This is a genomic window from uncultured Dokdonia sp., from assembly GCF_947496725.1.
Classification (GTDB): Bacteria; Bacteroidota; Bacteroidia; order Flavobacteriales; family Flavobacteriaceae; genus Dokdonia.
In genome coordinates, this window is the sequence record NZ_CANMDS010000002.1 from 20118 (window position 1) to 43653 (window position 23536).

General features: G+C 37.9%; 17 protein-coding genes. 8 read left to right on the plus strand and 9 right to left on the minus strand.

Annotation, left to right across the window (positions count from 1 at the left end):
• Positions 1 to 18: 18 nt before the first annotated feature.
• Together Q0948_RS03955 and Q0948_RS03960 are read right to left on the minus strand one after the other, a co-directional pair.
• Positions 19 to 1359, minus strand: coding sequence for a TolC family protein (locus Q0948_RS03955; RefSeq protein WP_298348844.1), 1341 nt, complete (start codon positions 1357 to 1359; stop codon positions 19 to 21).
• Positions 1359 to 1964, minus strand: coding sequence for a TetR/AcrR family transcriptional regulator (locus Q0948_RS03960; protein ID WP_298348848.1), 606 nt, complete (start codon positions 1962 to 1964; stop codon positions 1359 to 1361). Before Q0948_RS03960 ends, Q0948_RS03955 begins: the two co-directional genes overlap by 1 nt.
• A gap of 161 nt (positions 1965 to 2125) precedes the next feature.
• On the opposite strand from Q0948_RS03960, the gene Q0948_RS03965 reads away from it, so the two are divergent.
• Both Q0948_RS03965 and Q0948_RS03970 read left to right on the plus strand, forming a co-directional pair.
• A complete protein-coding gene (locus Q0948_RS03965; RefSeq protein ID WP_298348850.1) occupies positions 2126 to 3100 on the plus strand; it encodes a polyprenyl synthetase family protein in 975 nt (324 codons plus the stop codon).
• A 94-nt stretch (positions 3101 to 3194) separates the two neighbouring features.
• Positions 3195 to 4622 carry a CotH kinase family protein gene (locus Q0948_RS03970; RefSeq protein WP_298348853.1) on the plus strand — a complete coding sequence of 476 codons (1428 nt, stop codon included), beginning with the start codon at positions 3195 to 3197 and terminating at the stop codon, positions 4620 to 4622.
• A gap of 15 nt (positions 4623 to 4637) precedes the next feature.
• Here Q0948_RS03970 and folK read toward each other — a convergent pair whose 3' ends face one another.
• Complete coding sequence (gene folK, locus Q0948_RS03975; RefSeq protein WP_298348856.1) at positions 4638 to 5756, minus strand: 2-amino-4-hydroxy-6-hydroxymethyldihydropteridine diphosphokinase; 1119 nt, start codon at positions 5754 to 5756, stop codon at positions 4638 to 4640.
• Positions 5757 to 5852: 96 nt separating this feature from the next.
• On the opposite strand from folK, the gene Q0948_RS03980 reads away from it, so the two are divergent.
• Together Q0948_RS03980 and Q0948_RS03985 are read left to right on the plus strand one after the other, a co-directional pair.
• On the plus strand, positions 5853 to 6566 hold the full coding sequence (locus Q0948_RS03980) for a queuosine precursor transporter (RefSeq protein WP_298348858.1): 714 nt from the start codon (positions 5853 to 5855) through the stop codon (positions 6564 to 6566).
• Positions 6567 to 6620: 54 nt separating this feature from the next.
• On the plus strand, positions 6621 to 9302 hold the full coding sequence (locus Q0948_RS03985) for an AsmA-like C-terminal region-containing protein (RefSeq protein WP_298348861.1): 2682 nt from the start codon (positions 6621 to 6623) through the stop codon (positions 9300 to 9302).
• On the opposite strand, the gene Q0948_RS03990 is transcribed toward Q0948_RS03985, so the two are convergent.
• From Q0948_RS03990 to der, 5 genes are all read right to left on the minus strand, one after another.
• A complete protein-coding gene (locus Q0948_RS03990) occupies positions 9303 to 11963 on the minus strand; it encodes a DUF3857 domain-containing protein (protein WP_298348864.1) in 2661 nt (886 codons plus the stop codon).
• A 104-nt stretch (positions 11964 to 12067) separates the two neighbouring features.
• Positions 12068 to 12985: a patatin-like phospholipase family protein gene (locus tag Q0948_RS03995; RefSeq protein WP_298348866.1), complete on the minus strand. Its 918-nt coding sequence runs from the start codon at positions 12983 to 12985 to the stop codon at positions 12068 to 12070.
• 75 nt (positions 12986 to 13060) lie between these two features.
• The gene (locus tag Q0948_RS04000) at positions 13061 to 15841 is read right to left on the minus strand and encodes an outer membrane beta-barrel protein (protein ID WP_298348868.1); all 2781 of its coding nucleotides are present in this window, start codon (positions 15839 to 15841) and stop codon (positions 13061 to 13063) included.
• Between the two features lie 155 nt (positions 15842 to 15996).
• Positions 15997 to 16407: a hypothetical protein gene (locus Q0948_RS04005; protein WP_298348871.1), complete on the minus strand. Its 411-nt coding sequence runs from the start codon at positions 16405 to 16407 to the stop codon at positions 15997 to 15999.
• A 170-nt stretch (positions 16408 to 16577) separates the two neighbouring features.
• A complete protein-coding gene (gene der, locus Q0948_RS04010) occupies positions 16578 to 17885 on the minus strand; it encodes a ribosome biogenesis GTPase Der (RefSeq protein WP_298348874.1) in 1308 nt (435 codons plus the stop codon).
• Between the two features lie 176 nt (positions 17886 to 18061).
• On the opposite strand from der, the gene Q0948_RS04015 reads away from it, so the two are divergent.
• Together Q0948_RS04015 and Q0948_RS04020 are read left to right on the plus strand one after the other, a co-directional pair.
• Positions 18062 to 18676 (plus strand): LysE family transporter, encoded by a 615-nt coding sequence (locus Q0948_RS04015; RefSeq protein WP_298348877.1) that lies wholly within the window; start codon positions 18062 to 18064, stop codon positions 18674 to 18676.
• Positions 18677 to 18725: 49 nt separating this feature from the next.
• Entirely contained in the window at positions 18726 to 19340 is a 615-nt protein-coding gene (locus Q0948_RS04020; protein ID WP_298348880.1) for a LysE family transporter, read from the plus strand.
• On the opposite strand, the gene Q0948_RS04025 is transcribed toward Q0948_RS04020, so the two are convergent.
• Entirely contained in the window at positions 19333 to 20130 is a 798-nt protein-coding gene (locus Q0948_RS04025) for a DUF2797 domain-containing protein (RefSeq protein ID WP_298348883.1), read from the minus strand. The two genes, Q0948_RS04020 and Q0948_RS04025, sit on opposite strands and share 8 nt — an antisense overlap.
• A 100-nt stretch (positions 20131 to 20230) precedes the next feature.
• On the opposite strand from Q0948_RS04025, the gene Q0948_RS04030 reads away from it, so the two are divergent.
• Together Q0948_RS04030 and Q0948_RS04035 are read left to right on the plus strand one after the other, a co-directional pair.
• On the plus strand, positions 20231 to 21742 hold the full coding sequence (locus Q0948_RS04030) for a GH3 auxin-responsive promoter family protein (RefSeq protein WP_298348885.1): 1512 nt from the start codon (positions 20231 to 20233) through the stop codon (positions 21740 to 21742).
• A 157-nt stretch (positions 21743 to 21899) separates the two neighbouring features.
• The gene (locus Q0948_RS04035; RefSeq protein WP_298348888.1) at positions 21900 to 23513 is read left to right on the plus strand and encodes an OmpA family protein; all 1614 of its coding nucleotides are present in this window, start codon (positions 21900 to 21902) and stop codon (positions 23511 to 23513) included.
• Positions 23514 to 23536 lie beyond the last annotated feature (23 nt).

Here is a 23536-nt window from a genome sequence, read left to right on the forward strand (position 1 = left end):
GGATTCTCTTTTTAAAAACTAGTTGTTTGTATAGTTAGGCACATTAAGAATAGTCTCAAGCTCTGCTTTTGTGGTTACAATTTGTAGCATCGCCTGTATTAATTCTTGCTGCACTTGGTAAAGCTGCGTTTGTGCTTGTCTTAAATCAAAACTCGTACTAAGCCCTTCTCTAAACTTTACTTGGTTTTTATTTTCAATGCGCTCTGCCAGTTTGATATTCTTCAGCGCAGTGTTGTAGTTATCTATCGCAAGCTCGTGATCACTTTTTGCAGATGCATAAGCAAGTTTTATCTGTTGCTCTGTCTCCTCTCTTTGTGTCGCTGCTTGATCTAGCGCAATCTCTGCCTGCGCTGTTCTTGCATTACGCATACCAGAACTAAAAATAGGGATGTTAAGCTGGAACCCAGTAATAGACTGTGCAAACCACTTCTCATCACTATCAAAAAAGTTAAACTCGTTACGCCCTGCAAAGGTACCTACGTTTATAAATGCTCCTAGTGTAGGTAAGGCCTTGCTCTTTTCTAGCTTGAGCTCTAGTGCTCTTTGCTCATTAAGATTATTTACAATCTTATAGTCTACATTTTGCTCAATGTTTACCGTATCATTAAGTAATCCTAGTGCTGGTACAGCAAGTGACTCTAGGCTATCTTTAAGAACCGTCTCCTCATCTACCCCTACACCTATTGCGAGGTTAAACATTTGCTTTGCAATCACCACCATTCGCTTTGCATTTGCTCGCTGGTTTTGAAGCGACAAATAAGTGATTTGTAACTGCTCTACATCTTCCTCTTCTGCAAAACCATTTTCAAAAATGAGTTTTGTTTCCTTAAGGTTATCTTCTAGGTTTGCAATGTTTCGATCTAAAATTGCTACACTTTCTTGTGCAAGTAGCACACCGCCGTAAGCATTTATGACTCCTTTGCGTACTTCAAGTTGTGTTTTTTCATTTGCATTTTTAGAATAGTCTAGAAAGGTCTTTGCTGCTTGTAGACCTACAAGGTATGAACCATCAAAAATAAGCTGACTCAATGTAGCGGTGGCAGTAGCATTTTGCTGTGTTCCAAAAACTACAGGTATAAAAGTACCAGGCTCTCCTCCAGTAAACTCGGCTGGTATAAGCTGTGTAGGCTGCTTGATTTGATAATTATAATCTAGACTTGCGCTTACCTGTGGTAACCCACTCGCTGTGGTCTCCCACTTTTGCTTTATAGCCTTTGCGATATCACGACGGCTATTTATTGCTGTGTAGTTGCTATCTAGAGCAAAAGTCACAGCCTCTTCTACAGTAAAACTTCTAGTCTGTGCGGTCACACCTACACTAGCAAGAAGCATTACAGCTATATATAATCTCTGTATCATTAGTTATGGTTAGATTTAATAAGTTTGTTTAAAATTTTTCTACCCTTAGGGGTTACAATACCGCGTATGTGATACTCTAGATACATATCGTGTAAGTCTCCTACAGGAAAAGCAGATCTAGGGAAAATCGTCTCATCTTTAATACCCGTCATACCGGTGAAGTAAATGTTTACCACAAACGGCACACTTATTTCACTAATAAAAAGTCCTTGCTCTATACCTCTAAGCACATTTCTAGTCACACAGCTCTGCATATAGTCGTACTGACTCTTTCTAAGGGTCTGGTGTATCTTAGGGTAATATTTTTGAAGTTGATACATAGAAGAAGTACGCTCTCCGTTTATATGCTCAAGTACATATTTCTTTATGTCGTGTAACTCTTCAATAGGATTTAATTCTTCATCAAGTATCCCATCTATACCTCCACACACAGAATTAAACATATTAAGTGCGCAGGCAGAGACAATAGCCTCCTTATTAGCATAATAACTGTACACCGTCTTTTTAGACATTCCCATCTCACGGGCAATATCATCCATAGTAATGCTCTTAAATCCTTGATTTAAAAACAGTTCGGTGGCGGTTTTTAATAATTGTTCTTTCATAGTCAAGGCGCAAAGATACGCAGGAAACTTTTTAAGTTTTTAAAGTTTCCGTTAACTTTAGTTAAAATTTAACAACTGTAAGTTTTTACTGTGCGCTTTCGCGAAAGCGTAATAGGGCATAATCTCCTTTTATCACTTATTTTTACAAAAAATTGCCATTTATGCACAGCATACCAGAATACACATTTATATTTTTAGAATATCTCAACAAGCACGCGCTAGAGAAGGAACCTAAAAATCTTTATGAGCCTATTAATTACATCTTACAGCTAGGTGGTAAAAGATTGCGTCCAGTACTTACACTTATGGCGTGTGAGCTTTTTGAAAAAGACTATAAGGATGCACTAGATGCAGCGCTGGCAGTAGAGATTTTTCATAACTTCTCTCTAGTGCACGATGATATTATGGATGATGCACCCTTGAGACGCGGGGAAGAAACGGTGCACGAGAAGTGGGATATTAATACGGGTATTCTTTCTGGTGATGCAATGCTTATACGTGCCTACCAGCTTTTTGAAAATTATGAGGGAGCCACCTTTAAGGAGTTGGCAAAACTGTTTTCAAAAACAGCAATAGAGGTTTGTGAGGGACAACAGTATGATGTAGATTTTGAGACGCGTGACGATGTGACCATCCCAGAATATATGACGATGATTGAGTATAAAACTGCTGTTCTCGTAGGTGCTGCACTTAAAATGGGAGCTATTGTGGCTGGCGCATCAAAGAGTTGTCAAGAAGGTATTTATAACTACGGGCGTGATCTTGGGCTGGCTTTTCAACTACAAGATGATTATCTAGATGCCTTTGGCGATCCAGAGAGTTTTGGAAAGCAAGTAGGTGGCGATATTATAGAAAACAAAAAAACATTTTTATACCTGACTGCCCTAGCTAATTCTAACAAGGATGATGCACAACAGCTAGAGCACTTTTTCTCTATTTCACCGGCAGACCCTACAGATAAAATAGAGACGGTAAAGCAACAATTTCTGGACTCAGGTGCCGCAAAAGCAACCGAAAAAGAAATAGCTAAGTATACTCAAAAGGCGTTTACCGCACTTGATAATGTAGATATATCAGAAGATAAAAAGGAAACGCTCAGGCTTTTTGGGCAAGGGCTTATGAAGCGCACATACTAGCGAGCACACACCTTTTACAAGCAGTCCCCACGTAAACTTTTAACTAAGAGTTTATTATGGCACTCCGTTTGCTTAAATTTACGAGAACTAATTAATGTTACTCGTGAAGTACTTTCTATTTATTTTATTTGCCGCAATGAGCTTGTCTAGCTGTGCTCAAACTACCTGGCATAGTGAGCAACTTGCTATAGATGACTCGTTACAGATTGCCGTCATACAGATACCAGAAAATAGAAAGCTATCACAAACAGAGGTTTTCTCACTGGGTAATAATTCATACACGCTTACCCTACATAGCACAGACTCCATATACAGCACAACTCACACCCTCAAGCTTAATAACAACACCTATAAAGCTTACATAACATCCCTACCGCTTATTACTATAAACGTCTCGCAAGAAATTGTAAATGAGCCTAAACGTATGAGTCGCATTGGGTATGCAGATGAGGAAATCACATTTACAAGTTATGCCGGTATTGAGCTACGAGGTAGCAGTTCGCTTGTTTTTAAGAAGAAAACCTATGACCTCAACTTTTACAAAGACAGTCTAGGTTTTGAAAACCAAGACTACAAGCTGGCTGGAATGCGCTCTGATGATGACTGGATTCTGGATGGACTTTATAACGAGCCCTTACGTATGCGCTCTTTTATCTCTCTTAATCTCTGGAATGATATCTACACACCACATTATCTAGATAAAGAACCTAAGGCAAAGGCTGGTGCGACCGCGGCTTATAGTGAGGTGTTTATAAATGGTCGCTACAAAGGTCTTTTCTTACTTCAGGAGCAGGTAGATCGCAAGCTAGTTAAGATAAAGAAAAACAAAGGCGATACCATACGGGGTGAGATCTTTCAAGGGGCACGCTACCTAGGTGCCAGTTCCTTTGACTCTATACCTCCAGCAAAGAACTTTTTAGCCAGCTGGGGTGGTTATGATATAAAATACCCATCGCCTACTAATGCGCCTTGGGACAATGTATATCCTTTTACAGACTTTGTAGTTAATAGTGATGATGACGCTTTCGCGAAAGCGATCTCAAAACAATTTGTACTTGACAATGCTATAGATTACTTCTTATATATAAATGCCCTACGTGCACCAGATAATCTAGGAAAAAACCTCTACCTAATACGTTATGATGCTGGAGCGCCCTACTTTTATGCTCCTTGGGATCTGGACGGAACACTAGGCACCATCTACAGCGGAAAGCGTATTAATACCACAAATGACTTTTTAAGCAACGGACTATTAAGAAGGCTTATCGCCACAGATGCAGATGATTTTATTGCACGTTTTCAAGCGCGATGGCTCACCTTACGACAAGGAGTTTTAAGCGAAGAGCAGTTGCTCAAAAAACAAATGGACACTTATAACTCACTAAAAGAACAGAAGGTTTACGAGAGAGAAGCGCTCATATGGGACACGTTTATTTATGAGGAAGAAGGCATTACATATATGCAAGAATGGACAAAAAAACGCCTTGCCTTTTTGGATAAATACATTAGTGATTTAAAATAACAAGCTACTGTAAAACTAAGCAGTAAAAGAGTTAATCACCTTCAAAAAGTCTTCGCGGTTTTTTACAAAATCAAGATCTGAGATGTCTATAATCTTTACATTAAGATTATGCTGTCCCTTTATAAAATCTAGATACCCTTGATTGATTTTTTCTAGATACTCTGGAGCGATACTTTTCTCATAACTACGGCCACGCTTCTTTATATTTTTAAGCAAACGCTCGGTGTTTTGATATAAATACACATACAAGTCTGGTTGTGGCATATCTTTATACATCATCTCGTGGAGACGCTTATACAGCACATACTCTTCTTCTTGTAACGTAACTTGTGCAAAGATGAGCGATTTATATCGATCATAATCTGCACACATAAAGTCTTTAAACAAATCAAACTGGCCAATATCATCAAGCAATTGCTGATAGCGATCTGCCAGAAAAGACATTTCTAGAGGGAAGGCAAACCTATCTGGGTCTTTGTAAAATTTAGGTAAAAATGCATTGTCTTTAAATCGCTCTAAAATGAGCTTTGCATTAAACTCCTCAGAGATCATTGTAGCGAGACTTGTTTTACCAGCGCCTATATTACCTTCTATCGCTATATAATTGTAACCACCTAAATCTATACTGTCTTGTGGCTTCTTGAGCCACTTTGCTTGCTTTGTTAATGAGCTATCATCTTCACAGGCTTCTAGCAGCTCTGTAAAAGACTTATTAAAAATAGGAGCTACATCTTCTGCACTTATATCTACGAGCGGCTGCAATACAAAACGACGCTTGAGCATATGCTCGTGCGGTATGGTTAATCGCTCTGTTTGCTTAACAACATCGTCATATAGTAATATGTCTATGTCGATATATCGTGATTGATATCCTTCTCCTTCTGTTTTATCTCTACCTAGTAACTTTTCTATAGCTTGCGTTGCATCTAAGAGCTTACTTGCAGATAGTGATGTTTCCATCTTTACAGCACAGTTATGAAAATCTGCTCCCTCAAAACCCCAAGCTGGGCTTTGATACACTGGTGAGATTTTGCGCACACGACCTACACGCTCAAAAAGCAATTGAATTGCATTATTGAGTGCCTCGTACGTATTACCTTGATTACTGCCTAATGATAAGTATATAGTATGCAATGAGATAGCTGTTCTAAGTTGGGCTTAAGATTTCACAACAAATTAAGGAAATCAAAATCACAATGCCCTAATTTTGAAATTGAAGTTATTAAGAAAATGAATCAAATCTCTAGTCACTTAAATTCAAAGGACTTACAACTAGCCTATCGCATCTATTTTACACTAGGTGCTCTTTTTATATGTGCCCTGGTGGTATCTAACCTTATATTTCAAAAATTCTTTAGCTGGGACTTTTTTGGCATTTATACTTTTGAGATTTCTGTAGGGATACTTCCCTACCCTATCACCTTTCTTATTACAGATATGGTAAGTGAGATTTACGGCAGAAAAAAAGCAAACCAGATGGTCACTGCTGGCATTTTTGCCTCTCTATTTTCACTACTCATCGTTTATGTGGCAAAAGTAGTTCCTGCGACTAGCTGGTCGCCTGTAAGTGATAGTCTCTTTACCACCGTATTTGGTGCTACGGCGCTGGCGGTTTTTGCAAGTATGATGGCATACTTACTTGCACAATATGTAGACATACACATTTATCATTTTTGGAAACGAGTAACCAAGGGCAAACACCTCTGGCTCAGAAATAACTTCTCCACCTTTTTATCACAATTTATAGATACGGCAAGTGTGCTTTTGCTCTTGTGCGCTTTTGGGTTAATAGAATGGGATTTATTTGGCGGACTATTATTAGGTGGATTCTTATTTAAAATTCTCGTAGCGGCATTCGACACACCGTTCCTTTATCTAGGTGTATGGTTATTTAAGAAGCGTTTTAACCTTGAAGAAGGAGAAGAAATTAAGCTCCCTGTTTAAACAAGTATATTCACACTAAGGCAGATTGTAAAAGACAACATTAGAAAACAACAAATGAAAAAGATATTTAAAATTATAGGCATTGTAGTTCTTGTACTTGTTATCGTGCTGGCTGCTTCTCCATTTTTGTTTAGAGGAAAACTAGAAGACCTCCTCAAGGAAACCATAAACAATAACCTCAACGCTCAAGTAGAATGGTCTTCTCTGGATCTAAGCCTCTTTAGGAGCTTTCCTGATGCTACGGTTATTGTAAATGATTTTACGGTAGTAAACAACGCTCCATTTGCTGGTGACACACTTGCGAGTGGTAAAGAAATACGCATTGAGATGGGCGTTACCCAGCTCTTTAAAAACACCGCAGATGAGCCTATTGCTATAGATGCACTATCACTTCTAGAAGCAAACGTACACGTACAAGTAGACTCCTTAGGTAATGCAAATTATGATATTGTAAAAGAGACGCCGACTACAGAGACTACTACTGAGGAGAGCTCAGAACCTTTTGTTTTTAATTTACAAGAGTACAGCCTCGTAGACTCAAAAATAATTTATGACGATCGCTCTACACAAACTCACTTAGAACTTACAGAGGTAAACCACACGGGTTCTGGAGATTTTTCGGCTATTGAGAGTGAACTTGATACGAAGACCCACGCTGTAGTATCTTTTGATTATGGTGGCACGCATTACCTAGACGGGCACGACCTAGACCTCGAGGCTGTAATCCAAATGGAGCTAGAAAAGCAGAAGTATACTTTTAAGGAAAACCTAGCCAAAATAAACGAACTCCCACTAGAGTTTAATGGTTTTATAGAGCTTCTAGAAGATGGCAATCTTATGGACTTATCATTTAAAACACCTTCATCAGATTTTAAGAACTTTCTAGCCCTAATCCCTAAGGAATATAGAGCAAATCTCGATGGGGTGGAAACGAGTGGCGATTTTCGCGTAAGCGGAATTATAAAAGGGAAAACAACGGAGACTAACATCCCAAATCTTGATATTGAGATTGTGTCTAATAATGCTTCTTTTAAGTATCCTGATCTCCCTAAAAGAATGAATAACATCAATATAGATGTAAAGATTAAAAATGATACTGGCATTACAGAACTTACTTATATCGAGATAAACGACTTACGTTTTAAGATTGACCAGGACACCTTTACGGCAAAGGGAACACTTAAAAACTTGATGGGTAATATGCTTGTTAATCTTGACCTAGATGGTGCGCTAGACTTAGGTAACATTGACAAGGTGTATCCTCTTAACCTAGACCAGCCGCTTCAAGGTAGACTGGTTGCAGATGTGGTGACGAGTTTTGATATGAACGCTGTCGAGAAGCAACAGTATCAAAATATAAAAAGCTCTGGTAATGCTACACTTAGTGACTTCACTTATAGCACTCCAGAACTGCCTAATCCCATTGCTATACAAAATGCAGATGTGAGTTTTAAAACCGGTAATATTGCACTTAACTCATTTGCCGCAACAAGTGGGACTTCAGACATAAATGCAACGGGATCTATAGAAAACCTCATCCCTTTTGTGATGTCTAAGGAAGATTTAAAAGGACGTTTTGACGTGACTTCAAAGGTGTTTAATCTGGATGATTTTGCAACCAGCACAGCAACTACAACAGGCACTTCACCAGCCAGTACAGGCGAGAGTGATACCGCTGTACAAATTCCAGATTTTCTAGATGCCTCTGTAAACTTTAATGCCGCAAAGGTAATTTATGATGGGCTAGAACTTAGTAATACAAAAGGTAGCGTGACCATTGCAAATGAGCAGGCATCATTAAGCAACCTTAACTCTGGCATCTTTGGCGGTGCGGCAGGACTCTCTGGATCTGTCACCACACGCGATGGTGCTCCTACTTTTAATATGACTGTAGACTTGAGCAGTATAGACATAGACCGCTCATTTAAGGAACTAGAGATGCTGCAAGGACTTGCTCCTATTGCAAAGGCACTACAAGGCGCGCTCAATACCAAAATACAATTGCAGGGACAGCTGGATGACAACTTCAGCCCTATCCTTAGTACCATTTCTGGAGATGCCTTTGCAGAGATTTTGACCGCAGATGTAGATGCAGATAAAATGCCGCTTCTTAATCTCCTATCACAAAAACTTGATTTTATAAATCTTGACGACCTCAAACTAGACAAGCTCAAAACGAGCCTTACATTTAATGATGGTCAGGTGGCTGTAAAGCCTTTTGATTTTAACGTAAAAGGAATTAATGTAAAGGTAAGCGGTGGACATAGCTTTACAAATGAGATGAACTACACCCTCAACCTTGATCTCCCTGCAAAATATCTAGGCGGAGACGTGAGCGGCTTACTCTCAAAACTCACAGATGCCGAAAAAGAGAACATCCATATAGACGTTCCTGTTTCCCTTTCGGGAAATTTTACTGCGCCTAAGGTAGATCTTAATCTAAAAGCAGCTACAACAGCACTTACTAACCAGATAATAGAGATCCAGAAGCAACGCGCAAAAGACAAAGTAGAAGATAAACTTACTGATGTGCTAGGAGGTCTTTTAGGAGGAAACAAAACAACACCAAACACTACTGCGACAGATAGCACAACGACTGACACACAGACTCCTCAAAACACCACCACAACCCCAAAAGCCGAAGATGCCATTAAAGATGTTGCCACGGGAATATTAGGTGGTCTCTTTGGAAAAAAGAAAACAACAAAAGAAACAGTGAAGGATACGGTTAATTAATTAACCGTTTTTATCACGCTCATTTTCTAACCTATTTTCGAGACTATTATATTCCTTAGGAGTTTCTGCACTCTCTATAACTTGAACACTAGATTGCTCTACTGTCTCTGGTGGGGCTACATATCCAGGAGCTCTTTTCACAAAGGTTTCCTTTACTCGTTCTGACATAATAAAGTACGGAATCCAAACAGCACACCTAAAAATAGCCTTAATAATTTCTTTAAGCGACTCTTGATTCTCTTCTGGAGTAAACATATCTGAAGCAAGTGCATTTGCTGCAACACTATCTAAAATTAAGAAAGTAAGTGTGCCAGCATATAGAATAATCATTAACCTAGGAACAATTGTCCTTCTCTTAAAGAACAATATAATTACCACAAAACTATATACGATAAGCGCTACATTAACAATCATCTCTATGGCGATGAGTATAATCATTGGCTTTCCTGTTAAGCCTTCAGAATTCCATAGAGCAGACCAAGTATAGGCATCAAAATAACCGTCTTCAGAAAGTATTTGCATTAAAATAACGATAGGAGTAAAAACAAGACCTATTGCAATAAGTATGAGCCAGCCTCCTATATTTTTCCCTTGTGTATCCTTAACCTGAGCGGGAACATCATATTCGTAATAAAGTCTATAAGCTCCATACCCAAACAACATCAAGCTAATTACTAGTAGGAAAATAGCGATATAACTTAATCCTGAGGTTTCCATCGCAGAGGCTGCTTCTAGGTCATAAGTAATAAAATAAGAAAGATCATCTTGAATCTTACTATGATCAGATATGTACTTACGCACGTCACCAGCCTCAACAAAATCTTTCTTTCTAGAGTAATTATGAGTTACTAGTAGTTTGTTTCCAAAATGGCTTGCTTGCTGTTCATACTTAAAATATGAGCTTTCGACCGTATTTTTATAGTCTTCAAATTCCCAAGGCTCCGGTAAGTTGACTGTGATATTAAACTCAATATCTAATGGATAGTTTATAGCATATGGCGCCGTGCGCTCTGGTGATGTAGTAGGGTTTACATAACTCTCTAATAATAACGGATAGGTCTCAATATATATAAGCTGCTCATTGTCTGGTGACTTTGCCCAGATAGAATCTATAACGTAAGACTCTCTTACTATAAACTCATTACGAGTATTTCTTAAATCCTCTACCTCAAGGTCATCTCCCTTTTTTATATTAGGATATAATGTACTGTAAAATCGCAAATAGTCTTTTTGTATTGAAGCATTACTACGCTGGTCAAAATCTGCACGTAATCTATCTGCATCACTCCCTTTATATGTAGTTACAACGGTTAATGCTCCAGACCCATTAATCTCATCTACATCATATATCTCACTTATAGCAACCCCTCCTGTTGGCTTAAAATCAATTTGAGTCAGCCCTTTTTCTCCAGGTTTTAAAACGAGCCCCTTCTCATAATTTGGAAAAAATTTACCCTTTGCTCCTGTACCCTGATTTGAGATTGTGGGATCGATATAATAATCTTCACCGTCTAGATTATAGGTAACAACACAATGGTCAAAGAGATTAGGCGTTGGGAGTTTATCACCTATACTCTTTCCTGCGGTACTGTTTACCAGCATAGGGTATGCCTCAATGCCATTTGCTTGTAGTAACTCACTTAGCAAAAATGACTTCCCTTTACAATCTCCAAATCTTTGCTCAAGCACCTTAAGTGGTGACTCTGGTTTATGAGAATTCATCCCATTTTCGAAACCAAAATACCTAACATCATCTTGTACAAAATCTATAAGAGTATTTGCAATCTCCTCCTTAGAAGGAGCAAGATCTTTGGTCTCACTTTTTATATTTTGATCTGACAGTCGTTTTAATCGTTTTTTATCTGCGGCACTTAATGTGTAGATCTCTTTATACTGATTTACAATACTCTCCCACGATTCATAATTTACAAATTGCACAAAACCATAATCATCATACCACATAGGCTCGTTAGTATCATAAAACTTAGGTGCAACATCTTCTAGCGTCCATTCGTAAACCTTGCTATTACCTGAAATACTTTCTGCTGGCTTAGGCGCATTATTGAAGTATTTAAACTTAAAAGAGTCATTATTAGGCACAGTCACCGTAAAGTGTAGTTTACCTACAGGGGCTGCATATTGAAAATAAAGACTGCTACTATATCCTCCTTCATAAATAGGATTCTCTCCAGCTATAGAGTATGCATAGTCTATCACATCGCCCTCTCGCACATCTGTAAGATTTACAAGACTTGTAAGTCTCCCGTCATATAGATTCTTTTCTAGATTAGACTCTCTTTGTATAGTCTCAATCTTATTAAGATTAAGTTGAGAGATACGCTCCCCATCACGTACGATATCGATTTTATGAAAAATGAGCTTCTCGTAAGATGGGTCAAATTCAAACGTTAGATTAGACATTTGAGTTATGCCCTCTCCATTTATAATTTTAACTACAGAGTTACTATATCTAGTTTTATTTAGAGCATTAAGCTGCTTATCATATAGAAGATAGTAGTAGCCACTTTCTGCTTCTTCATTTTCAATATTCTCCTTGTAGTCAACTTTATTTACCCACGATGGGATTTGTTTTATACTAGGATTTTGAGAATAGAGTGTTGTAAAAAAAAGAACGAATAGTAAACGTAAAATATGCTTCAAAGCTTGACTGATTTGTGGGTAAAAGACTACAATATAAGCTGTTCCAACTTAATTAGCAACGTATAAACTCTCAAAAATGTTTCCGCTTTCGCGAAAGCTGATTACTACCCCTCATCATCTACCTTAATCTCGTTGAGCTCTTCGTTTTTATACTTGGCATAGTCAAAACCACTCTTCCACCAGATTTTCATTTTTTCTTTATTAAAAATGAGCGAATTTGTAGTGAGTACCGTCGGTGTATAATAGAAGTTAATTATCGCCTCTTTTTGATTGGCTGCATATTTACCTATGGTGATATTTTGCTTTTCTATACGGTCCATCATAAAACCGTGTAGATTGCTCAACAGGGAGAACACATTAGTAGAAGGGAGATTGTTATAATAAGTCACTTCTGTTTCTAATATGATAACATCTATCTCTGTTGCGCCACGTTCTACAGCTTCTTTAATAGGCACAAGCGCGCCAAAACCTCCATCTGCATACTCGCATCCATTTTTTGACGCTAGGCTCATAAAAGGGATATAATTACACGACATCCATACCCAGTCACAAAAATCTTCGTAGGTCTCTTCCTTACTGGATTTATATTCCGTTTTATGAAGTGAGAGATTAGAAACTGTGACTAGTACTTCTTTACCACTAGCTTGTAGCTGTTCATAATTTTCACGGGTAAAGGTTTTTTCTATAAGCTTGCGTAGCTTCTTACTTTCTCCAAAGGTTTTAGAGCCTTTTAAAAAATTGCGCAGTACGCTCCAGTGATCTATAGCAATAGATTGCTCGCCAAATTTATCTTTCTTTATTACAAAAGGACATACATTAAAAATAGCATTTTGATTTACAGAGGTGTATACCTCTTTTATCTTTTCGATATTTTGAAGCGCAAGATGAGGCACTAATAGACTTCCTGTAGAGGTGCCTACAAGCATATCATAATCCTTTCCCATTTCTTGCATAAGGTACTGAGCAACACCGCCGCCAAAAGCGCCTTTACTTCCTCCTCCTGAAATGACTAATGCTCGCATACCTCGTTTTAACTAATAGCTAGTCGAAAATAAGGTTTTTAAATTACAAATAGTTTTACGCTTTCGCGAAAGCGTCTAAAAGAACATTATCCCACCATTATCTGTCTCGCCTTTTTTACCTAGCGTGTTAAACTTCCAGCTCAAACTAAGCATAAAATATTGTTGCAATACCGTACTCTGTACGTCTTGTATAAAGTTTGCATTTGCCGTACGACGGGCGTTTGTATTTTGATCAAGCACGTCATACACCTTAAGTGTAGCTGTTGCTCTTTCTTTAGCAAAAGAGTATGCTAGTGTCGAGTTCCAGAACAAAGCACTTTGCTGAAAGTCACTTGCAATATTAGGGTTATAGTTATAGTTTATCTCATTACGCCATTCCCAGTTTTTTGGCACAAAAAGAGCCGTACTCAAGCGCACTGTGTGCGAGATAAACTCTTGATCATCAAATGCATCTAGACCAAACTCTGTTTTTGAAAATGAGATGTTATAACTAGGGCGCACCTCAAAGAGGTCTTTCCAAGTAAAAGTCACATTTACTCTTGGGGTAAGTGATCTTGTTTTACTTGCATACTTCACATCATTATTGAAGTTTACATTACGGCCAAAGTTCCCGTAAATACCTCCACCATATTTTATGGTTCTTAGTGAATCTATCTTGAGCGTTTTATTATAACCACCACCGGCGCCTACGTTATAATTACCATCTACATTTTCATATGTAGTTGTACGCACAAGGTTTTCATCTATCGTAGTTTTATTTACCACGGCATCATTTGTAACACTACCATTACCATTTAAGTACCAACCACCACCTTTCTGGAAGTCAAAATTATTAAACCCTCCATAAAAGTTATAGACATTAGAAGGTGATAAATCTGGATTACCCACAGTGATATTAAGTGGGTCTGACACATCTACAAAAGGATTGAGCTGTTGCACATCTGGCGGACTATTACTCTTACTCACACTGGCATATAATGATGCCTTTGGACTAAAACGATAGTTGATATAAGAGTCTAGTTCTAGCGCTTCAAAATTTTCCTTTACGTTAAGTTCTGGACGCAGGTTATCTGTATTTTCTAGTGTTCTAAAGACATAACCTGCTCCAAAGTTTATATTAAACTTTTCTGTGTTATAATTAAGTCCCAGCTTAGGTGTTGTGCGCATATTGCGCCCCTCAAAGTCTGTGCTTAACACCTCATTAAGTGTGCTGTACTGCTGGGTATTTTCATCAAAATCAAAAGTGGTTCTTGATCGCTTTCGGCTATCATCACGATGCCCAAAATCTGCATCTAGAAATAACTTTTTTGCAATAAGTGGTATGCGGTATGTAAAGTTAAGATTGTATCCATCCAGCTTAGTCTCACCATCTGTAAACTGGTTGCGCTCTATAAGCTCTGGAGCATCTCCTAGTATGGCAGTATTAGAGACTATAAAATCTTCACTCTCTTGTCTGTTTATTTCGTTCTGAAGACGAGCACGCACGTAGGCACCTTTGTCACCCCACTTTTTTGTAATACTCAAAGTGTTTTCAAAATTCTTCCCTTGATCTTTTATAAAGTTTGCATTATCAGACTGGTTTATAAGATCCCCATTTTCATCAAGAGACTCTTCATCACGAGTATAGCGCGTCTCACTTTTCGCATAAGAAAACTTAGGGCGTATGTTTATAAGAATTGTAGAATCCTTCTTAATATTTATAGTTGCATTTGCACTATGATTATCAGAGTTTGAGTCACTTCTTGAGTTGCTATTTGTAAAAAAACGACGATCTGGCAAGATGTTCTCACGCTCGATACGTGTCTCGTCAAAAGAGTTTGCTGCAGAGTAGAAGTAATCCATACTCGCATCAAAACCTTTTGCATACTCATCTGTATAATTTGTCCCGATGCTGCGACTGTTTGTAATACCCTGGCCACCACCAAAACTGCGCCCGTCTATACCAAAACTTCCATTACCGTTAAAATAGACACTTCTCCCACCGCCAAACATCTTGCGTATCTCCCCAAAGCTAAAACCAGCCTCGTTTATATTATTACCTCCAGCAAGTACACTTATGCGCCTGTCATTATCAAAAGCATTTACAATACCGGCATACTCAAAGCGCTCATCTGTACCAGCACCAGCAGCTACACGGCCAAAAACACCCTTGTTCTTCTCTTCAGAAATGGTCAGATTTATGGTTTTATTCTCTTGGTCACCATCTTCACCAGCAAAGGCTTCATCATCTGTTTTTGTATCTACCACTTGTATCTTTTCTACCATCTCCTTAGTAAGGTTACGTGTAGCTACCGTAGGGTCATCGCCAAAAAAGGGTTTCCCATTTACAAGTATCTGGTTAACTTCCTTACCATTTACTAAGATTTTACCATCTTCATCTACCTCAACACCTGGCAGCTCCTTGAGAAGGTCCTCAATATTTGCATCCTTTTTAGTTTTGAAAGAGGATACGTTAAACTCTAAAGTATCTTTTTTTACGGTAATAGGGGCCCTACTTTTTACCACAACCTCTCCCAGTGTGTTAGTCGCAAGTCCCACTTCTATAACACCTAAAGAAATATCACCCGCACTAAGGTCTACTTGCTTGCTATAATTTTCATACCCTAAAAAAGATATATTAACTCGAGCATCCTTTTCTTGGGCTCTCCCTTCTAAGGTAAAAGCTCCATTTTGATTTGTGATGGTGTACGTGATGAGCGTACTATCTTTTACGGTTTCAAGAAAAACGGTAGCAGCCTCAAGTGGCTCTTTTGATTCCTTGTCTGTAAGTGTACCTGTAACTGAGAAGTTTTGCGCTTTCGCGAAAGCTGAAACTAATAGAAGTCCAACTAAGATTACTAAATGACGTAATTGCATTATACTGATTGATTGATGAGTACGTAAATAACTAACCTTTTAGTGAGAAGTTTTAGGAGGATATTGATTTTAATATAATTTTAACAATTTGAGGTGCTTGCAACTTCACAGGTAGTTGCTAGTTATAAATATGCAACCTTATTAGTCTTAAAATTTTACTGCCAAAATTTCCACCATTTTTTATCTTTAAGTAGTGGATTGGAACGTGTTGTATCAGGAAACATTTCTTTCAAAGATTCTTCATCATAAATCTCGCCTTCTTCTCCTTCAATAAATGCATCTAATGACCTAGCGACTTCAATCATTTTTGTAATTATTTTTTCATCAGGATTCTTCACAGTGATTTCTCCATACTTTTCAGAAAATGTAAATGGAACCGAAAACTTCTCAAACTCCCATAAACCCGCATTGGGAGTACTTATTGTAAAAGATTCTCCATTATTCATTTCTGTTGAAAACTCTTCAATCTGAAGAAATTGAGAATCTGACTGTAAATATACAAGCCATTCATTTTTACTTATTTTATTAACATCGTCTTCTCGTCTAATATTTAGTTCGTATCCCATTTTTGATATATGTTTTTTGTTGCTTTACTAACTGTCTAAATATAAAAGTTTAAAAATAAAGTATTCGCTTTCCCGAAAGCGTAAAAAAACCTACAACTGGAAATAAATCAAGTATCTAAAACAAAAAAAGCGACCTATAGAGGTCGCTTTTCTTATATATAAAAGTGGTTTTACTTCTTTCTAAAGTAAATAGAAATAGGCACTCCAGAGAAGTCGTAAGCTGCTCGCAGTTTATTTTCTAAAAATCTTCTGTAGCCTTCTTTAAGGTATTGCGGCAGGTTACAGAACAACGCAAACTGTGGTTGTGGTGTAGGTAGCTGCATACAGTACTTGATTTTTACATATTTACCCTTAATAGCCGGTGGAGGGAATGCCTCTACTAGCGGTAAGAAAAACTCATTAAGCTCACTGGTCTTGATACGTTTTGTTTTACTCTCGTAAACTTTTACGGCAGTCTCAATAGCTTTAAAAATACGCTGTTTCTCAAGCACAGAAATAAATACAATAGGTACATCTGTAAATGGCTCTATTTGCTGTCTAATGTGCTTTTCAAATTCTTTCATTGTGTTAGTCTTCTTTTCTACAAGGTCCCACTTGTTTACTAAGATTACTATTCCTTTTCTGTTGCGTTCTGCAAGCCAGAATATATTTTGCACCTGGCCGTCAAAGCCTCTTGTTGCATCTACTACAAGTAGTACAACATCTGCGTGCTCAATAGCACGTACAGACCTCATCACAGAGTAAAACTCAAGATCTTCTTTTACCTTAGCCTTACGACGTATACCTGCCGTGTCTACAAGGTTAAATTCAAAACCGTAGCGATTATACTTTGTATCCATCGCATCACGAGTGGTTCCTGCAATATCTGTTACGATATAACGCTCCTCACCTATTAATGCATTTATAAAAGAAGATTTACCTGCATTAGGACGACCTACTACCGCAAAGCGTGGTAGCTCATCTTCTTCGTTTTCTTCTTCTTTTTCTGGTAATGCCTCAACTACAGCATCCAGAAGATCTCCTGTACCACTACCATTTGTAGCAGCAATGGTATAAAAATCACCAAGACCAAGATTATAAAACTCTACAGCATCTGCTGCACGCTTATTATTATCTACTTTATTTACAGCAAGAAAAATAGGCTTCTTAGATCTACGTAGCAAGTTTGCAACCTCTTCATCCATCCCAGTGATACCGTGCTCTACATCTACCATAAAGATGATAGCATCTGCCTCATCTATGGCAAGCTCTACTTGCTTGTCTATCTCTGCTTCAAAAATGTCGTCACTTCCCACAACATATCCACCAGTATCTATGACTGTAAACTCACGTCCATTCCAATCTGTTTTTCCGTAGTGGCGATCTCTAGTCACACCACTCACGGCATCAACAATTGCCTCACGACGTTGCACTAACCGATTAAAAAAAGTGGATTTCCCTACATTAGGGCGCCCCACGATAGCTACTATGGTACTCATTGTAAAATTTTTAGGTCTGCAAAGATAGGCTTTTAAAAAGGACAAAGACATTGTATACAACGCAAATACACTGCAACGCAATAGGCTAGATATTACTTAAAATGCTAATGATATGATAAACTTAATGAGTACTAGGTATGTATAATTTAATTTTACATCCTTATAAAGCACTTTAATTGATTTTACTTTTATTACTTCTTGGTTTTGGGATTGCCTTAATAGCTACTATTATACCTAGCGCGACTAATTTACTAGTGCTTAAAAAAGCCACAGGCGGTAGTATTTTTAAAGCAATGTTTGTTGCTTATGGAGCAGCCCTTGGAGAAACTATTGTAGCAGGGTTTGCCATAAGTTTTGGTTTTTTGGTAAAAAAGCTCTACCAAGATTATTTATGGATACAGATTGCTTTTGTAGTATTAATGCTCTTAGCTGGCATCTTGCTTATTCTAAAAAAATCCAGCTCACAAACTTCAGAAGATGAAGCGCATCAAAACTTTGGCACTGGTTTCTTACTTGGCTTTTTAAACATCCCTATGTTTATTTTTTGGGTAGCCGTGCTGTCTTCTATTTCGAGCTATGTGTTTATAGGCAAAAACTCTCCTTGGAGTGTTATACTCTCTTTTCTTTCGGGAGTTCTAATAGGAAAAGTTGTGATGCTTTATGCATATGCAAGACTGAGTGATTTTTTTTCAAAGAAGTTTTCTAATCTTGAGAATAAGATGAATATAGTGATAGGTATTGTACTTATAAGTGCTGCGGTCTTTCAGTCCATAAAGCTTATTACTGCATAAATAAGCGCAGATAGCGTAAGTTTTACCGTAACGCAACTACTAATGCTTTATGATTATTCTTGCTTTCATCATAGGCTTTACAGCCACAGTTATAGGTGCACTGCCACCAGGAGCATCAAACCTTGCAGTGATTAAGGCACGAGTAAAAGGGTCTTATCAAGACGCTACAAAATTGAGCTATGGCGCTGGCCTAGGTGAGGCATTACTTGCGCTTACTGCTTTAAGCTTTGGGATGGTTGTGCAAGAGTTTATCTCTATGAACTACTGGGTGCAATATCTCGTTGCATTTTTACTTGCTCTTGTGGGCGTCTATTTTATAGTAAAGAAGCATTCTCAAAAAAATCCAAAAGCAAGAAAACAATCTCAATACTTTGTAGGCTTTATTTTGAGCTTTATAAATCCTCCCGTTTTAATCTATTGGGTAGTTGTGTTTTCACTACTAAGTAAATGGATGCTCACCGCCGGATCCCATTCTTATGTATGGACCATTTTATTACTTGCAGGCGTGTTCTTAGGTAAAATAGCCACACTCTTGATGTACAGCAAGTTTGGCTCTCATATCAAACAAAGGTCTACCTCTAGCCCTAATTCTCTTAATCGTTATATAGGGATTACACTTATTGTACTCTCGGTGATACAGCTCGTAAAACTAGTAGTTAGTTAAGGATCTCTAGTCGCACCACATAACCTTCCCAGCTACGTACATTAAAAACAGTGTCGTCTTCAAAAATGAGGTATTGCCCCTTTATTCCTTTAAGAGTTCCCTCGTATGCAGGTGTTTTATCTAAGTTAAGTGTCTTAAGTTTTTCTGGATAACGCTCTACAGGAAAGTGCACGTGCGTTTCCTCATTAGTAGGGATAAAATATTGCTTTGCTTCTTCTGGTATATATTGTCTTAATATTTCTCGATGCTCCTTAAGATCTACATCTTCTATGTCATTTTTGAGCATTTTACGCCAGTTTGTTTTGTCAGAAACGTGTTCCTTTAACGCAAGCTCTGTAATACCTGCAAGGTAGCGGTTAGGTACTTCTACAATTTCTATAGCCTCGTGAGCACCTTGGTCTATCCATCTTGTAGGCACTTGGGTTTTACGAGTTACTCCTACTTTTACATTGCTAGAATTTGCTAGATAAACTATGTGCGGTTGTAGTTGGACACTTTGCTCATAAGCGAGATCTCTATCTTCTTCTCCTAGATGCGCTTTAGACAGTTCTGGTTTCATAATCCACTCTGCAGCTTGGGGTACTTTATAAAAATCATCATAGCAATATCCTTGTCTAAAAATCTTCTTATTCTCCCCACAGGCAAGGCACTCATATTTTACAAACTCGATATGCAGTCTCTTATTAAGCAACTGATTCACCTGTATAAAATCACCTTCCATCACGAGGTAATAATTTATAGGATCTGTATGCTCCGTTTGCATTTTCTTGAGGACACCTTGGTATTGCATTTATAAGTATTTTGATTACTGCATTGTATAAAAAAGGGTAAATTAGCTTTCGCGAAAGCAAAAAAACAACCCATCACACACGTGTAAATATACCAACTTTATGCCGATCCCTTTAGTGCATTCTATTGCTTCTTGGTTCTTAAAAAAGCGCATTCACCAGATGGAGCTTTTTATGAAATACCCAGCCGAGGTACAAGAGGAATTGCGTGCAAAACTTATCGATAAAGCAAAGGATACCGAGATAGGTAAAAAGTATGATTTTAGATCCATACGTAGTTACAATGACTTTGCCCAGACAATCCCCATCACCTCTTATGAGGAGAATCAAGCTTACATAGAAAGAAGTCGTAAAGGAGAGTCTAACATCTTATGGCCTACCCCTATAAAATGGTTTGCACAGAGTAGCGGCACTACAAATGCACGAAGTAAGTATATACCCGTAAGTCCAGAGTCGCTAGAAGATTGTCATTATGCAGCAAGTAAAGATTTACTGTGTATGTATCTCAATAATAATGAAGGTTCGCATTTATTTTCTGGTAAAGGTTTACGTCTAGGAGGCAGCAAGCAACTATATCAAGACAATGGCACTGTATATGGTGATCTGTCTGCCATACTTATAGATAATATGCCTTTCTGGGCAGAATTTAGTAGTACTCCTAATCACGACATCTCACTGTTAAGTGACTGGGAGGTAAAAATGCAAGCTATCGTAGATGAGACGATACAGCAAGATGTAACCAGCCTTGCAGGTGTCCCATCGTGGATGCTTGTGCTACTCAATAATGTTCTAGAAACTACGGGAAAAGACAGTATATTAGACATCTGGCCTAACCTAGAAGTTTACTTTCACGGAGGTGTAAATTTTGACCCTTATCTTAATCAATACCAGAAAATCATTCCATCAGATTCTTTTAAGTATTATGAGATTTATAATGCCTCTGAAGGATTTTTTGCCATACAAGGGCAGAATGACTCAAAAGAGTTGCTTCTTATGCTAGATTACGGGATATTTTATGAGTTTATCCCTATGAACACCTACGGAACTTTAGATCAAAAAATCATCCCTCTAAGTGAGGTAGAAGCTGGTGTAAACTATGCAATTGTTATCACTACAAATGCTGGATTGTGGAGATATAAAATAGGTGATACGGTGCGTTTTACTTCTACCAGTCCATATAAAATTAAAGTTACTGGTAGGACGAAACATCACATTAACGTTTTTGGCGAAGAGCTTATCATAGAAAATGCAGAACAGGCTCTTAAAAAAGCCACACAAGAGACTGGCTGTGAAATAAAGGATTATACAGCTGCACCCATATTTATGGACGGCAAAGAAAAAGGTGCACACGAGTGGGTTATAGAATTTAAAAAGCCTCCAAGAGATATGAGCGCCTTCAACGCACGCCTTGACCTTGCACTACAAGAGGTGAATAGCGACTACCAGGCAAAGCGTTTTAATAACACCACGCTTAATGCTCCAAAAATACACGCAGCGCGAGAAAACCTTTTTTATGACTGGTTGCGAGAAAATAACAAACTAGGAGGACAACATAAAGTCCCTAGACTGTCAAATAAACGTGACTTTATAGAAGCCCTACTTAATAACAATTAAGCATAAAACATCTAGCTAGATGTGTCTTAATTGATAATTTACAGTCGCTCATCGGCAAAACATATCTTCTTATCTAAAAGTCAGGCTTTTACTTTATTGTTAACTAGATCACTCTTAATTTAGGGCAATGCGATTCCCCAGAATCATAATTAAGAAGATGAAAATAACCCTATCTTATTTTACAATTACAGCTTTATTGCTTTGCACATTTACAGCACTAGGTCAAGACCAATTAACCTATGCTGCTCTTGCAAATAATACGGAAAATTACACTACCAAAGAGAAGCCATTTTATGGAGATAATGGCTTCAAGTTTAAAACCTTTAATACAGGTATAAACTCAAAATATTCTGACTACGGCATAGGCTTCTTTAGAGAGAAATTTATTTCTTTTTCTGCTCGTAAAATAGGTGGCCTTGCAAAAAAAGACCCCATATCAAAAGAACCGTATACTAAGTTATATTGCTCAGACATCACCTATGATTATGACTTAAAAAGACCCTTATTATTCTCGTCTATTTTAAATCGGAATGACAACCTAGGCACACTTGCCTTTTCTCAAGACGGCAATACCTTATATTTTACACAAAGTAAAGAAGATCACACACAAAGCTTTGAACTCTATCGTGCAGAGATGAACCCAGAGCGTGAAGGCGAGTGGATAAACATCACAGCACTATCTGTAAATGGAGACTACTCTGTTGAAAATCCTCATTTGAGCAGAAGTGGTGAATGGCTTTACTTCTCATCAAATAAACCAGAAGCTATAGGAGGTTTTGACATTTTTAGAATTGCAGTAAAAGACAATGAACTTATAGGAAAAGCAGAGAGGATTGAGGGTAGTGTAAACACGGTTCTTGATGAGAAGTTTCCGCAAACGTCTCTTGATGGCAAGTACCTTTACTTCTCTTCAAAAGGACACGATAGCCAAGGTGGTTATGACATATTTAGGTCAAGAAAATCTAAGCTTGGTTTTGTTTCTACAAGAAACTTAGGAAGCACCATTAACTCTCCAAAGGATGAAGTTGCATTTATACAGGCAAATGAGAACATAGGTTATATGACCTCAAATAGAGATGGGGGTAATGGAGGTTATGATATTTATAAAATAGAAGAATCTATACTAGCACTTAGCGTTGCAGGAAAAGTGATAGACGCAGAGACAGAGATTGCACTGGCAAACGCTACTGTTGCCCTACTTGATGATTATGGTGAAGAAGTAGCAAGTTTACGTTCTAATCCAGATGGCAGTTATAACTTTCCTGTAGAGGGGTTTGTAAACTATACGGTTATTGCTTACAAAGATGGATTTGAAACTACTCGAGAGACATTTAATACAGCGGCTCAAGAGGATAAAATATTCGTCAAAAATCTCATACTTGGAGCCACACCAGCCCCTATTGTAAAAACAGCAGAAAAAACGATACTAAAAATAGATAATATTCTGTTTGACCTTGATAGTGATAGAATTAAAGAAGTTTCAACAATCACTCTTAATACTGTGGTTGCTACCCTTAAGGCAAATCCATCTATTAAAATTGCTATTAATGCCCATACAGACGCACAAGGTAGCGCAAGCTACAATAAGAGACTGTCTATGCGAAGAGCCGCCTCGGCGATGAATTATCTATTAAGCAAAGGAATTTCAAAAGATAGGTTACAGTCTCAAGGTTTTGGAGAAGAACAATTACTCATAAACTGTACATCTTGTACTCCTCAAGAAAATGAACTTAACAGACGCATCGAGTTTGTAGTTATTTCAAATGAGTAACTCTCTAGTACATAATTAAAATA

Excerpts from the sequence above, each read along its gene's own strand:
- Q0948_RS03955 (WP_298348844.1), bottom strand. The coding sequence starts at position 1,359 with ATGATACAGAGATTATATATAGCTGTAATGCTTCTTGCTAGTGTAGGT.
- der (WP_298348874.1), bottom strand. The coding sequence starts at position 17,885 with ATGAGTACCATAGTAGCTATCGTGGGGCGCCCTAATGTAGGGAAATCC.
- Q0948_RS03985 (WP_298348861.1), top strand. The coding sequence starts at position 6,621 with ATGAAAAAGATATTTAAAATTATAGGCATTGTAGTTCTTGTACTTGTT.
- Q0948_RS04030 (WP_298348885.1), top strand. The coding sequence starts at position 20,231 with ATGCCGATCCCTTTAGTGCATTCTATTGCTTCTTGGTTCTTAAAAAAG.
- Q0948_RS04025 (WP_298348883.1), bottom strand. The coding sequence starts at position 20,130 with ATGCAATACCAAGGTGTCCTCAAGAAAATGCAAACGGAGCATACAGAT.
- Q0948_RS03980 (WP_298348858.1), top strand. The coding sequence starts at position 5,853 with ATGAATCAAATCTCTAGTCACTTAAATTCAAAGGACTTACAACTAGCC.
- Q0948_RS03970 (WP_298348853.1), top strand. The coding sequence starts at position 3,195 with ATGTTACTCGTGAAGTACTTTCTATTTATTTTATTTGCCGCAATGAGC.
- Q0948_RS04020 (WP_298348880.1), top strand. The coding sequence starts at position 18,726 with ATGATTATTCTTGCTTTCATCATAGGCTTTACAGCCACAGTTATAGGT.
- Q0948_RS03960 (WP_298348848.1), bottom strand. The coding sequence starts at position 1,964 with ATGAAAGAACAATTATTAAAAACCGCCACCGAACTGTTTTTAAATCAA.
- Q0948_RS04035 (WP_298348888.1), top strand. The coding sequence starts at position 21,900 with ATGAAAATAACCCTATCTTATTTTACAATTACAGCTTTATTGCTTTGC.
- Q0948_RS04000 (WP_298348868.1), bottom strand. The coding sequence starts at position 15,841 with ATGCAATTACGTCATTTAGTAATCTTAGTTGGACTTCTATTAGTTTCA.
- Q0948_RS04005 (WP_298348871.1), bottom strand. The coding sequence starts at position 16,407 with ATGGGATACGAACTAAATATTAGACGAGAAGACGATGTTAATAAAATA.
- Q0948_RS03995 (WP_298348866.1), bottom strand. The coding sequence starts at position 12,985 with ATGCGAGCATTAGTCATTTCAGGAGGAGGAAGTAAAGGCGCTTTTGGC.
- Q0948_RS03965 (WP_298348850.1), top strand. The coding sequence starts at position 2,126 with ATGCACAGCATACCAGAATACACATTTATATTTTTAGAATATCTCAAC.